General features: G+C 64.1%; 3 protein-coding genes. 2 read left to right on the top strand and 1 reads right to left on the bottom strand.

Going from position 1 to position 14,635, the window contains the following annotated elements:
• Positions 1-251 precede the first annotated feature (251 nt).
• Positions 252-11,078, top strand: coding sequence for a peroxidase family protein (locus LMH93_RS16505; RefSeq protein WP_230064383.1), 10,827 nt, complete (start codon positions 252-254; stop codon positions 11,076-11,078).
• Positions 11,079-11,238: 160 nt separating this feature from the next.
• On the top strand, positions 11,239-11,724 hold the full coding sequence (locus tag LMH93_RS16500) for an isochorismatase family protein (RefSeq protein WP_003250798.1): 486 nt from the start codon (positions 11,239-11,241) through the stop codon (positions 11,722-11,724).
• A 27-nt stretch (positions 11,725-11,751) separates the two neighbouring features.
• On the opposite strand, the gene LMH93_RS16495 is transcribed toward LMH93_RS16500, so the two are convergent.
• Positions 11,752-14,523: an amino acid adenylation domain-containing protein gene (locus LMH93_RS16495; protein ID WP_003250800.1), complete on the bottom strand. Its 2,772-nt coding sequence runs from the start codon at positions 14,521-14,523 to the stop codon at positions 11,752-11,754.
• Positions 14,524-14,635 lie beyond the last annotated feature (112 nt).

Below are 14,635 nucleotides of genomic sequence, written 5' to 3'. Positions count from 1 at the left end.
TTAGTCTGAAGTATTCGGGCCCTGTGCGAGCTGGGATCGATACACGCGCGTTACACCTGTTGCGCACGGTTTACAGGGCCCCTCCTGCAACGGGGGCCAGCTTGCCAAGAAGAGGCCAGAGGTTTCAGCACACGAGTGCTGGGCTACTGAGCCCGGTACATCCACCAGATTCTGCGCACGTCAACACTGACTGGGCGCGGGAAGGACCCTGTTGCCCTGTGTCATCTCCGGACAGATCGAGGGCAACTGCAATGGCCAATTTCAGCAAGTCGGACCTTGAATTCATCCTCAAACAGATCTTCATCGCTGAGGCACACGCCGATGGCGCCAGCCTGATCGACCTGTTGCCCAACAGCCAGGTACCCTTTGGCCTGCGCACGGTGGATGGCAGCTACAACAACCTGGTCACCGGGCAGAGCGAGTTCGGCGCAGCCGACAACTCGTTCCTGCGCCTGCTCGAAGCGTCTTACCGCGCCAACTATGTCGGCACCGGCAATGTCGTCGATTCGCAACCGCGCACCATCAGCAACCTGATCGTCGACCAGACAGCCAACAACCCGGCCGCCGTCGAGGCCAACGGCGGTGCCGCGCCGGTGATGAGCCCTGGTATCGATGGCGTGTTTGGCACCGCTGACGACAAGCCTGTGTTCTTCATCCCCAACGTGTCGCCAGACGCCGGGCTGACCGCCGGCTTCAACGCCTGGATGACCTTCTTCGGCCAGTTCTTCGACCACGGCCTGGACCTGGTCAGCAAGAGCAGCACCGACATCGTGTTCATCCCGCTGCGCCCGGACGACCCACTGTTCGTGGCCGGCAGCCCGACCAACTTCATGGTGCTGTCCCGCGCCGTGCGCACCGCCGGCGCCGATGGCGTGGTGGGTACCGCCGACGATAGCCAGCCCAACACCACCTCGCCCTTCGTCGACCAGAGCCAGACCTACAGCTCGCATCCCTCGCACCAGGTGTTCCTGCGCGAATACACGGTCAACGCGGCAGGTGAGCCGGTGGCTACCGGGCGCCTGATCACCAACCGTGATCTGGGCGCCGACGGCAAGTTCGGTACCGCCGACGATGGCAACGGCGAAAGCGGTGGCATGGCCACCTGGGCAGTGGTCAAGGCCCAGGCCCGTGACCTGCTGGGTATCAACCTGACCGATGCCGACGTGCATAGCGTGCCGCTGCTGGCCACCGATGCCTACGGCAACTTCCTGCGCGGACCCAACGGCATGCCGCAGGTGGTCATGCGCGTGAACAACGGCGCCGATGGCATCGCTGGCACCGCCGATGACGTCACCCAGCTGGTCGAGGGCGACCGCAATGCGCCGATCAGCCTGGCCAATGCCGTGAGCACCGGGCATGGCTTCCTTGACGACATCGCCCACAATGCCGCGCCCGTGGTGGTTGGGGGTGTGCTGCAGGCTGACGCCGACACCCTGGTGGGCAACGCACAGCCGGTCGGGCAGGGTGGCAACAACCTGACCTACGACAACGAATTGCTCGACGCGCACTACATCGCCGGTGACGGCCGGGTGAACGAGAACATCGGCCTGACTGCCGTGCACCATGTGTTCCACTCCGAGCACAACCGCCTGGTGCAGCAGACCAAGGATACTCTGCTGGCCGCGGGCGACCTGGCGTTCCTCAATGAGTGGCTGATCGACGACGTAACCGCTATCCCCACCACGCCTGCCGACATCGCCGCGCTGGTGTGGGATGGCGAGCGGCTGTTCCAGGCCGCCAAGTTCGGCACCGAGATGCAGTACCAGCACCTGGTGTTCGAAGAGTTCGCCCGCACCATCCAGCCGCAGATCGACGAGTTCCTCGCCCCCAACGGCTACGACACCTCGATCAACCCGGCCATCCTCGCCGAGTTCGCCCATGTGGTGTACCGCTTCGGACACTCGATGCTGACCGAAACCGTCGACCGCTACGACCCGGCGTTCAACCCGGTTTCTGCCGACCCGGCCAACCCCGACCAGCAGTTGGGACTGATTGCCGCGTTCCTCAACCCGCTGGCGTTCGCCGGTAGCGGGGCCACGGCCGATGAAGCGGCGGGTGCAATCATCCGCGGCGTTACCCGCCAGGTGGGCAACGAGATCGACGAGTTCGTCACCGAAGCCCTGCGCAACAACCTGCTCGGCCTGCCACTGGACCTGCCTGCGCTGAACATCGCCCGCGGTCGTGATACCGGCATCCCCAGCCTGAACGAGGCCCGCCGCGAGTTCTATGCCGCCACCGGCGACAGCCAGCTCAAGCCCTACATCAGCTGGGTCGACTTTGCCGATCACCTCAAGCACCCGGCGTCGCTGATCAACTTCATTGCCGCCTACGGCACCCACAGCAGCATTACCGGGGCCACCACCGAGGCCGCCAAGCGCGCCGCCGCCGTGGCACTGGTACTTGGCGGAGACGGCGCCCCCCTTGACCGCCTCGACTTCCTCAACGGCACCGGTGCCTATGCCAACGTGACGCTGGCCGGCGCGGACGGCATCGCCGGCACGGCCGACGACATTGCCGGGGTGACCGTGACCGGGGTCGACGCCATCGACTTCTGGGTCGGCGGCCTGGCCGAGAAGAAAATGCCGTTTGGCGGCATGCTCGGTTCCAGCTTCAACTTTGTCTTCGAAACCCAGCTGGAAGCGCTGCAGAACGGTGACCGCTTCTACTACCTGTCGCGCACGGCGGGCATGAATTTTGGTACGGAGCTGGAAAACAACTCCTTCGCCAAGCTGATCATGGCCAACTCCGACGTCACCCACCTGTCCAACACCGTGTTCCTCACTCCCACGTTTACCCTGGAAGTGAACCAGGCCAACCAGTTCACCGGGCTGGGTGCCGACGGCAAGGCCGACCCCACTGGCGGCATCGAGATCAACGGGGTTGAAATCGTTCCGTTGGTGATCCGCGATAACCCCGATACTGTCGGGCCAGACGGCAACTTCCTGCATTACACCGGTGAAGACCATGTGGTGCTGGGTGGCACCGCTGGCAACGACATCATCATCTCCAGCGAAGGCGACGATACCCTCTATGGCGATGCCGGTGATGACCTGCTCGAAGGCGGTGCCGGCAACGACGCGGTGCTGGGTGGCGCGGGCGACGACATCATCACCGATTCGTTCGGCGACAACCGCCTTGAAGGCAATGCCGGCAACGACGTGATCGTCGCTGGCAGCATGGGGGTTGCCGGTAACCTGATCCTGGGTGGCGATGGCCAGGACTTCATCATCACCACCGAGGACATCAGCACCACCTTCGGCGGCCAGGGCGACGACTTCATCCTCGGCGCCAAGACCAACCTGCCACCTACCGGTAACGAAGGTGACGACTGGATCGAGAAGGGCACCCAGGACGGCGCACCTGGTGACAACTTCGCGCCCTTGCTGGGTGACGAAGTCATTGGCAACGACATCTTCGTCGGGGGCGGCGGCTTCGACGAAATGATCGGTGAGGGCGGCGACGATATCTTCGTCGGCAGCGATGCCCAAGACAAAATGGATGGCATGTCCGGTTTCGACTGGGTCACCAACAAGAATGACCGCGTGGGTGTCACCGTGGACCTCAGCCTGGCCGCCTTGGCTCAGCCCCATGGCAACGCGCCTAACCAGAACGCTGGCGTGTTCAACCCGGTGGGCGCTTCGCCTGCCTCGATTCTGGACAGGTTCGCCGAGGTCGAAGGGGTGTCCGGTTCGGCCTACGCCGATGTGCTCAAGGGCGACGACGTCGATGCCGTGACCATTCTCAACCATGGCGGCGCCACCGGCAGTGCGCTGACCAACGTGGCGCTGATACGTGGGCTGCAGCAGTTCCTGGCCGATGCCGGCCTGCCCACCACCGGCTTTGCCACTGGCAACATCATGCTCGGCGGCAATGGCAGTGACCTGATCGAAGGCCGGGGTGGCGATGACCTGATCGATGGCGACAAGTGGCTCAACGTGCGCATCGCCGTGTACGCCCCTGGCGACGTCGACCACACCGGCCCGGAAATCGCCAGCTTCGACAGCATGGCCGACATGATTCCGTTCATGCTTGACCGCACCTACAACCCCGGCCAGCTCAAGGCCGTGCGCGAAATCCTGCCCGGCACTTCGACCGGCGGGGCCGCCTTCGACACGGCAATATTCTCTGGGCTACAGAGCGAGTACGTGGTGACCCAGAACACCAAGGGCACCGCCGATGTTGCCGATGACGTCTGGACCGTCACCGACACCGTGGCCGGCCGCGATGGCGTCGATACCCTGTTGCACATCGAGCGCCTGCAGTTTGCCGATAGCCAGCGCGTACTGGTGGAGGGGGTGAACGCACAACCCACCGGCAGCCCGACCCTGCTCGACAGCAACGGCGGTGCGATTACCGTGGGTGATATGCTGACGGTGAGCGTGGCCGCCGTGCTCGACGCCGACAACATCAGTGCGGGCAACCCGACGGGCTCGCTCGCCGACCGTTCGGTGTCTTACTACTGGCAGTTCGAGGCCGACCCGGGCAGCGGTGTGTTCCAGGACATCATCCTGCTACCGGCCGGCGACCTGGCCTTCCAGAGCGCCGATGGCACTTCGTTCAAGGTGTCGCCAGACCTGGCCGGGCTGAGCCTGCGGGTCAAGGCGATCTATCAGGATGCCCATGGCACCACCGAAGTGCTTTACTCGCAGCCTACCACCGTGGTGCAACCTGGCGCGCCCGTGGTGCCGACAGTGGCCACCCCGGTGGTGGATGCCAGTGACGGCGGTGCCGGCCTGCACATGGTGCGCTCCGACCTGAACTTCATCCTCGCGCAAATCAAGATTGCCGAGGCCGATGCCGCCGGGCAGGACATCCTCTCGCTGATCCCCAACGTCCGCGCAGCCATGGGCCTGCGTGCGGTGGATGGCTCGAACAACAACCTGATGAACCTGAACGGCAACAACAACACCCAATACGGTGCCGCCGACAACGTCTTCCCGCGCGTGACCGACCCGGTATTCAACCCGGCCGAAGGTGCGCCAGCCGGTTTCTTCGGCCCAGGTTCCCCGGCGATCCCGGGGTCGTCGTACCAGCAGACCAGCGGGCCGGTGTTCGATTCGCAGCCACGTACCATCAGCAACCTGATTGTCGACCAGACCTCCAACAACCCGGCAGCCTATGCCACCGCGTATGACCCGGGTGCGGATGGCGTGCTCAACTTCGGCGCCGCAGGCAACGACGACGTGCTCAAGGATGGCGTGCGCATCGTCGCCAGCCCAGGCATGGACGGCCAGTTCGGCACCACCGACGACCATGACGTGTACCTGTTCGAGAACACCGCTGCCGATGCCGGGCTGTCTGCGCCGTTCAACGCGTGGATGACCTTCTTCGGGCAGTTCTTCGACCATGGCCTGGACCTGGTCACCAAGGGCGGCTCCGGTACCATCTACATCCCGCTGCAACCGGATGACCCGCTGTACGTGGAGGGTGGCTTCACCAACTTCATGGTGGTAACCCGTGCCACCAACCTGCCTGGGCCGGACGGCATCCTTGGCAACGCCGACGACATCCGCGAACACACCAACACCACCACGCCGTTCGTCGACCAGAACCAGACCTACAGCTCGCATCCCTCGCACCAGGTGTTCCTGCGCGCCTATGTCATGACTGACGACGGCCCGGTCGCCACGGGCCGATTGATCACCAATCGCGACCTGGGCGCTGATGGCAGGTTCGGCACGGCCGACGACACCGAAATTGGCGGCATGGCCACCTGGAAGGTGGTCAAGGCCCAGGCCCGCGACCTGCTCGGCATCAACCTGACCGATGCCGACGTCGACAACGTGCCGCTGCTGGCCACCGACGCCTACGGCAACTTCATCAAAGGCCCCAACGGCTACCCGATGGTGGTGATGAAAGGCCTGGACGGTATTGCCGGCACCGCTGATGACCAGGAGGTCGAAGGCAACCCGCTGGCGCCGCTCGACCTGACCAACGCCGTGCGTACCGGGCACCAGTTCCTTGCCGACATCGCCCACAATGCCGTGCCGGTGTTCAGTGGCGGCGTGCTGGCGCCGGATGCCGACAACGTGGCCGGCAATGCCGTGCCGGTCAACCCGCAGACCGGTGCCAACCTGGCCTACGACAACGAACTGCTGGACGCGCACTACATCGCCGGTGACGGCCGGGTCAACGAGAACATCGGCCTGACCGCCGTGCATGCGATCTTCCACTCCGAGCACAACCGGCTGGTGGCGCAGACCATGGACACCGTGCTCGACTCGGGTGACCTGGCCTTCCTCAACGAATGGCTGCTCAACCCGGTCAGCGCCTTGCCAGTCACCCCGGCCGAGATCGGTGCCCTGGTGTGGAATGGCGAGCGGCTGTTCCAGGCGGCCAAGTTCGGCACCGAAATGCAGTACCAGCACCTGGTGTTCGAGGAGTTCGCCCGCACCGTGCAACCTCGGGTCGACCTGTTCTTTGCCCCGACCCAGGTGTACGACGTCGACCTCGATGCCTCGATCGTGGCCGAGTTCGCCCACACCGTGTACCGCTTCGGCCACTCGATGCTGACCGAGACTGTCGACCGCTTCGACATCGACTTCAACGTCATCCAGGACCCGGCCAGCGCCAACCCCGATCAGCAACTGGGGCTGATAGCGGCCTTCCTCAACCCGCTGGCTTATGCCGCCAGTGGCGTAACCCCCGAGGACGCCACCAGCGCTATCGTGCGCGGGGTCACTCGCCAGGCCGGTAACGAAATCGACGAGTTCGTCACCGAGGCGCTGCGCAACAACCTGCTCGGCCTGCCACTGGACCTGCCAGCGATCAACATCGCCCGTGGCCGCGACGTCGGTATCCCTTCGCTGAACGCTGTGCGCCGCGAAATCTACGGGCAAACCGGCGATACCCAGCTCAAACCGTACAGCAGTTGGGTCGACCTGGTGCAACACCTGAAACATCCAGAGTCGCTGATCAACTTCATCGCGGCCTACGGCACCCACAGCACCATCACCGCTGCCACCACCCTGCTGGAAAAACGCGCCGCGGCCATGGCCTTGGTGTTCGGCGGCGATGGCGCACCCGCCGACCGCATGGACTTCCTCAACAGCAGCGGCGCCTGGGCCAATGTGACCCTGCCCGGCAAGGACGGTGTACTGGGTACTGCCGATGACCTCAAGGCAGTCACCGTGACCGGTGTCGATGCCATCGACCTGTGGATCGGCGGCCTGGCGGAAGCAAAAGCACCGTTTGGCGGCATGCTCGGCAGCACCTTCAACTTTGTGTTCGAGAACCAGATGGAGAAACTGCAGGACGGCGACCGTTTCTACTATTTGGAGCGCACCGCGGGCCTGTCGATGAACGCCGAGCTGGAAAGCAACTCGTTCGCCAAGCTGATCATGGCCAACAGCTCGGCCACCCACCTGCCAGGCCTGGTGTTTTCCGACCCTGGCTTCTACCTGGAACTGGACCAGACCAAGCAGTACAACGAGGGCCTTGGCAGCGCCGACCCGCTGGGCGAAAACGGCGAGCAGGTGGTGTTCCGCGACAGCCCGCTGACGGCTGGCCCGGACACCCACTACATCCGCTATGCCGGTGCCGAGCACATCGTGCTGGGCGGCACCAACGGGGACGATATTCTGGTCTCCAGCGAAGGCGACGACACGGTCTGGGGTGATGCCGGCAACGACCGCATCGAGGGTGGCGACGGCAACGACCAGCTGCGCGGTGGGGCCGGGGACGACATCATCAGCGACATGGGCGGTGACGACAACATCCAGGGCGGCGACGGCAACGATGTGTTGCATGGCGGTAATGGCATCAACCTGATCATCGGCGGTTTCGGCAATGACTTTATCGTCACTGGTGAGGACGCCTCCGAAGCCATCGGCGGTCAGGGCAATGACTTCATCCTCGGCAGCAAGGCCAACGAGCAGGACATGGGCAACGAAGGTGACGACTGGATCGAGAAGGGCACCTCGGACGGCGCGCCTGGCGACAACTTCGACCCGCTCGGTAACGACCCGATCATCGGTAACGACGTATTTGTCGGCGGCAACGAGAACGACAAGTTCAACGGTGAAGGCGGCGACGACATCATGGTCGGCAGCCTGGGGTTTGGTGACCGCTACATTGGTGGCTCAGGCTACGACTGGGCAACCTTCAAGGACTTGGCCCAAGGCGTGTCCATCGACATGAGCGACCGCTTCTTCGATGTGCCGCTGGTACCGGGTTCGGGCGCTTCGACGCTGGTGCGCTTCGACATCATGGAAGGCCTGTCGGGCTCGGCGCATGGCGACTTCCTGCGCGGCGACAGCGAAGACGCCACCTCGCTGCCTACTGCAGGTGCTACCGGCAGCGTGCTGACCAACATTAGCCTGATCGACGGCCTGGCCGGCCTGCTGGCGGCCGGGGCGACCTTCTATGACGGTGGCAATATCATCCTCGGTGGCAGCGGTAGCGACCTGCTCGAAGGCCGGGGTGGCGACGATATCCTCGACGGCGACAAGTGGCTGAACGTGCGCATCAGCGTACGCGCCAACCCTGATGGCACCGGCCCGGAAATCGCCAGCTTCAACAGCATGGAGCCGATGGTGCCGTTCATGCTCAATGGCACCTACAAGCCGGGCCAGCTGGTGATCGTGCGGGAGATACTCAGCGGCACCGACCACTACGACACGGCGGTGTACTCTGGGGTGTCCACCGACTACAGCGTGGTGGTCGATGGCAACTCGGTGACCGTCACCGACCTGGTGGCTGGTCGTGATGGCGTCGACCACCTGACCGGCATCGAGCGCCTGCAGTTCTCTGACAGTTCGCAGGCCTCTGGCGTCGGTACGGCAGTCAACGCCGGCCCCACCGGCCACCTGGCGATTCTCGATGCTACCACCGGCCTGCGCGACGATACGCCAGTCAGTGGCCAGCTTCTGAGGGTAAGCAACCTCGCCGTGCATGACGCGGACAATGTCAGCGCAACCAATGCGACCGGTGCGGTGAACGGCCCCGTGGCCTACTACTGGCAAGTCGAGGCGCTGCCGGGTTCCGGGGTTTATGAAGACATCACGGTTGTGGCCGCTGGTGAAGCGACACGGGTCACCGGTACGACCTACCGCGTCACGGACGACGTCGCCGGCCTGAACATCCGCGTGCGTGCGGTGTACCAGGATGCCAAGGGCACGCTGGAAATCGTCGATTCGACGCCGAACAGCGCGCCGAGCGCCGGGCCGACCGTGACCGGGCTGCTGGTGCAGAATCAAACGCTCACCGCCAACCCGGCCACCATCGTCGACGCCGACGGCCTGAGCAACCCTCAGTTCACCTTCCAGTGGCAGTCCAACCGGGGTGTTGGTTGGGTCAACATCGCCGGCGCCATCAGCAGCACGTTCGTCCTGACCCAGGCGCAAGTGGGGCAGAACATGCGTGTGGTGGTCAGCTACGTGGATGACTTTGGCGTGCAGGAAAGCGTCGCCTCCGACATTCTCGACCCGGTGGCCAACGTCAACGATGCGCCGACCGGTGCGTTGCTGATCAGCGACACCACGCCCGACCAAGGCCAGACGCTGACCGCGCTCACCGGCGCAATTGCCGACATCGACGGCCTGGGGGCCTTCAGCTTCCAGTGGCAGCAAGGCACCGGCGGCACCTTCGCCGATATTGCCGGGGCCACGGCGGCCACCTTCACCCCCGGCTTCGCCCAGGGTAACCAGCAGCTACGGGTGATCGTGCGCTACACCGACGGCTTCGGCACCCTGGAGTCGCTGACCTCGGCGGCGACCGCTGCAGTCACCGTGCCACCGGGTGTTGTACTGGTTGGTACCAATGGAGCCAACACCCTGACCGGTGGCGCAGGCAATGACGTGATCTCGGGCTTGGGCGGCAACGACACGCTCAACGGCCTGGGCGGCAGCGACCAGCTGTTCGGTGGCATTGGCAACGACATCCTCAATGGCGGTGACGACCCCGACTTCCTCAATGGCGAGGATGGCAACGACACCCTCAACGGCGGGCTTGGCGCAGATGCCATGAACGGCGGTGCCGGCAACGATACCTTCCTGGTCGACAACGCCGGGGATACGGTCACCGAGGCACTCAATGGTGGCACGGACCAGGTGCAGACCAGCCTGGCCAGCTACACCCTTGGCGCCAACGTCGAGAACCTGACCTATACCGGCAGCAGCGCCTTTACCGGTACCGGTAACGCGCTGGCCAACACCCTCACAGGGGGGGCCGGCAACGACCTGCTCAACGGCGGTGCGGGTGCCGACCGCTTGGTGGGTGGCGTGGGCAACGACACCTATGTGGTGGATGACGCCGGGGATGTAGTGGTCGAGGCAACGGGGGCCGGTACGGACCTTGTACGTACCACGCTGGCCAGCCACACCATGGCCGCCAACGTCGAGAACCTGGCCTATACCGGGGTGGGCAACTTCACCGGCACGGGTAACGGGCTGGCCAACATCATCGACGGTGGGGCAGGTAATGACACGCTCAGCGGCGACGGCGGTAACGATGTGCTCAACGGCAATGCCGGCAACGACATCCTCAACGGCGACGCCGGGAACGACCAGCTGTTCGGCGGCCTGGGTGACGACCAACTGCGCGGTGGAGGGGGGGACGACAGCCTCGATGCCGGTGGCGGCAACGACACGTTGCTGGGCGAGGCCGGTAACGACAACCTGAACGGGGGCGCTGGCGATGACAGCCTGGATGGCGGCAACGGCAATGATACCCTGCAGGGCGGCGATGGTAACGACACACTGTTCGGCGACGTGGGTACCGACACCCTGATCGGGGGGGCCGGCAACGACTTCCTCAACGGTGCGGCAGGTAACGATACGGTGGTGGGTGGGGCCGGTAACGACACCCTGATAGCCACCGATGGCAACGATGTGTTCCAGTTCGCTGCAGGCTTTGGCAACGACTTGATCATCAATTTCGATGCCATTGCGGCAGGTGGCCAGGACCGGCTGGATATCACCGCCCTCAACATCACCGCAGCCACCTTTGGTGCCAGTGTGACCATCGCCGATGTTGGTGCGGACACCTTGGTAAGCATCGGTGCTGCCGACTCCATACGTTTGGTGGGGGTGGCAGATGCAACCACGGTGACCGCCGCAGACTTCATCCTGGCCGGTTGAGGGGCGCTGGGGTTAGCTGTTACGGGTACAACAGGGGGGCTGCGCAGCAGCCCCTTTTTCTGCGCAAAGAGTCGCCGAATGGTTCCCCGGGCCTGTCCAGCGACCACGGCAGTTGCTTCGCGTTATACTTCGCGCCTTTTGCCCGTGCCGGAATCCGCCCATGCGCCAGGTTTTGCTCATCGTCGATGTTCAGTCCACCTTCAGCCCGCCCGAGTGGCTGGTCGATGGTTTGCGGCGGTTGTCAGCGAACATTCCCACCATAGCCTCGGTCGAGTTGCACGATGAACAGGTCACGCCGTTCGAGCGCCAGCTCGGTTGGCACCCGGCGGCCGAGGACGAGAGCCTGGTCGAGGCCGACCAGGTGTTCGTCAAGCATGGCTATGGGCAAAGTGCCGAAGCTATCGACTACATCCGGCAACTGGGTGTCGAGCGGGTGCTGGTGTGTGGGTTGCAGACCGAAACCTGCGTGCTGGCCGCCGGCTTTGCCCTGTTCGATGCAGGGCTGATGCCCACGCTGGTGACAGACATGACAATAGGGTCATCGCTGGACCGCTCGGGCAAGCTGGGGACCGACCTGTGGAAGCACCACTTCCGCCAGGTCACCACCTCGGCCGAGGTGCTGGCTGAACTGGCCGGACGCGCGTAGTGCATGCGCCGGCGGGGACATCTTCGTTCAGGCAGAGGTGGCGCGCTCAGCTGGATCGGCTCCACGCGCCTGGTGCTGCTTGCGCCTGCGGGTAAACAGCAGACGTAACAGGGTGTTCCAGCAATAGCTCACCAATACCCCTCCAGCGATTGCCAGGGCCACCTCGAACAGCGGGTGCCTGAAAACATGGTCCGCCACCGACTCGAACTGGAAATGCGTCAGGTAGATATACAAGGTTGACGAAGCGATCACCGCACCTGCCCGCGCAACCAGGGCGGGTACTGGCACCGAGCGGAACCAGACAAGCGCCAGTATCGCTGGGAGGGCGATGTCGACATAGCGTGTGAACGCTTGCCAGCCAACACCGGCAACCGCCATCAGGTCCAGCTCACCCACCACCAGCACGGCCACCGCACTGGCCACCCATTTGCGTGAGGTCGTGTCGGCATGGTGCACGGCCATGCCCAGCACCATCACCGCCAGGAAGTGCTGGGGTACCCGGTTGAGCAGGGCACTGGCGTCGAATACGAACTGGTTGAGGAACACATCCAGCGCTACCAGTGCACAGGCAGCGATGATCAGCCAGCGAAACGGATCGGCAACCAGCACCTGGCGCACGCGCTTGATCGACAGCACCAGGCCAATGATCACGATCATCTGCACCAACACTTCGATGTACCAATAGTTGAACAGGCTGACCTCGCTGGCGGGGAACCAGTTGGAAACCAGCAGCAGCGATTGCCAATGCAGCCGGTCGAATACCAGCTGGATCAATGCGGTATACAACAGTGTTGGCACCACGATGGCTGCCAGTGACCTGAGCAGCGTGCGTGCATCGCCACGCGCTTCGATGGCCTTGAGCTGAAAGCGCGCCAGGGCGATGCCGGAGACCAGAAACAGCACCGAGGTTTCGCCGACGATCAGCCAGTGGTCGAACTCGCCCAGGTGGCCGACCACAATCAGGATGATGGCGAGCATGCGGATGAACACCGGCATCTCCATTACCCGCCACGTGCCTTTGGGTGGCGCACTCAGCTCGGCCAGTTGGCACACCGGCAGGGTTTCCCAACGTTCAGGCAGGTGGCCGATGAGTGCTTCGAGCACGCGCGAAGCCTGTACGAACGACAGCGAGTCGCCGCCCAGCTCGACAAAGCTCAACCTGGCGTCCAGGCGCGGCACCTGGAGGATGCGTGCCCAGGCTGTACTCAGCTTTTCGGCCAAGGGTGACAACGGTGGGCTGATACTGTCGTCAAATGCAGCAGGCAGCGCGCGTTTGTCGACCTTGCCGTTTGGGGTGAGCGGCAGGGCATCAAGGAACACGAACAGCGCCGGTACCATGTAGTCAGGCAACTGGCCGGCGAGGGCCTGGCGCAGTTCGTCAGCTCGGGTGGCCTGCTGTGCGACGCAATAGGCCACCAGCCGGGTCGATGCACCCTCGTGGTTGGCCAGGACCACGCATTGCCCTATGTGTGGGTGCCGGCTGATGGTGTTCTCGATTTCCGCCAGCTCGATGCGATGCCCACGGATTTTCACCTGGCTGTCAGCACGCCCCAGAAAACTGGCGCTGCCATCGGCCAGGTAGGTGCCCAGGTCGCCCGTGCGGTAACAGCGGTCAGCCGCGTCAGCGGTGAACGGGTTGGCGATGAATTTGGCTTCGGTCAGCCCCGGGTCGCCCCAGTATCCCCGCGACAGGTAGGGGCTGCGGATCAGGATTTCGCCTGTCTCGCCCTCGCTGACCAGCTGGTTGGCCGGGTTTATCACCAGCAATTGTGCATCGGCAATGCCTTTGCCCAAGGGCACCCGGGCATTGTCCATTTCCGGGTCGAGGGTATGGAAAGCCATGGCCTGTGGGGTTTCGGTGGTGCCGTAGAAGTTCACATTGACGGCATTCGGTGCGATGGCGCGGACCTGCTGGTACTGCGTCGGGCTGAGTGCATCGCCACCCCAGAACAGGTAGCGCAGGTGGTCGAGAACCTGGCCGTTCAGGTGTGCGCCAGTTTCGATCAGCTTGCCCAGCGGCGGGGTGAGGTGGATCACGCTCACACCGTGCTGCTGAAGCCAGCTGGCCAGCCGTGAGGGGTCGGTCAGGGTCGACTGCGCCGGGCAGGCAATGGTCGCGCCAAGCGACAGTGGCGTGAACACGTCGCGGTATACCGGGTCGTGGCCCAGGCCAGAAAGCAGCGAGAAGGTGTCGGCCTGGGTAAAGCCGTGCTGGCGCACATGCCAGTCGATGAAGTGCACCAGCGGTGCGTGGTGGGTAACGATGCCCTTGGGTTCACCGGTGCTGCCCGAGGTGAAGGTGATGTAGGCCGGCTGCTCAGGGCTGACAGCGGGCAGCGCGACAGGTTGGCGAGGGAAGGCCTGCAGCGCCTCCGCGGGGGCTTCAGGCACCGTGACGACCATGGGCTGGCCGACGTCGACGGTTGCCTCGGCACAGCGCAGTATCACCGCAGGCTTCAGGGTGTTGACGATTTGCTCGATACGCGCGGCAGGGTAAGCGGCGTCAGCCACGGTGAAGGCCAGGCCGGCACGCAGGCAGCCGAGCATGGCGTATACCAGGGCGGCGCTGCGGCGGGTGACGATGACCACACGATCGGTGCCGCTGGTGGCGTTTTTAACCAGAAACGCGGCAATGCCCGCGCTGATCTGCTCCAGTTGGGAGTAGTTGCAGGTTGTGTGCTGGCCAATGATGGCAATGGCCGCCGGGCAGCGGCTGGCCTGCTGGATGAAAGCGTGGTGAATGGGCTGTTCGGCACGGTACTCCAGGCACAGCGTCGGGTTCGGGCGCAGGTCCGGCATGATGATCGAGTACTCCGCAGGAACGTTGGGCTGGCTGGTAGCACAACGCTAGTGCAGGCTGGCTGATGGCGCCAATATTTGAAGGCTGCCTTGCGATAGCCGGGCAGGTCCA

This window comes from Pseudomonas sp. CIP-10 (assembly GCF_020911845.1).
Taxonomy (GTDB): Bacteria; Pseudomonadota; Gammaproteobacteria; order Pseudomonadales; family Pseudomonadaceae; genus Aquipseudomonas; species Aquipseudomonas alloputida.
Note: the sequence above shows the minus strand (reverse complement) of the source record. Positions and strands in the feature narration are given on the sequence as shown.

Coding starts and splice junctions, on each gene's coding strand:
- LMH93_RS16505 (WP_230064383.1), top strand. CDS start 252: ATGGCCAATTTCAGCAAGTCGGACCTTGAATTCATCCTCAAACAGATC.
- LMH93_RS16500 (WP_003250798.1), top strand. CDS start 11,239: ATGCGCCAGGTTTTGCTCATCGTCGATGTTCAGTCCACCTTCAGCCCG.
- LMH93_RS16495 (WP_003250800.1), bottom strand. CDS start 14,523: ATGCCGGACCTGCGCCCGAACCCGACGCTGTGCCTGGAGTACCGTGCC.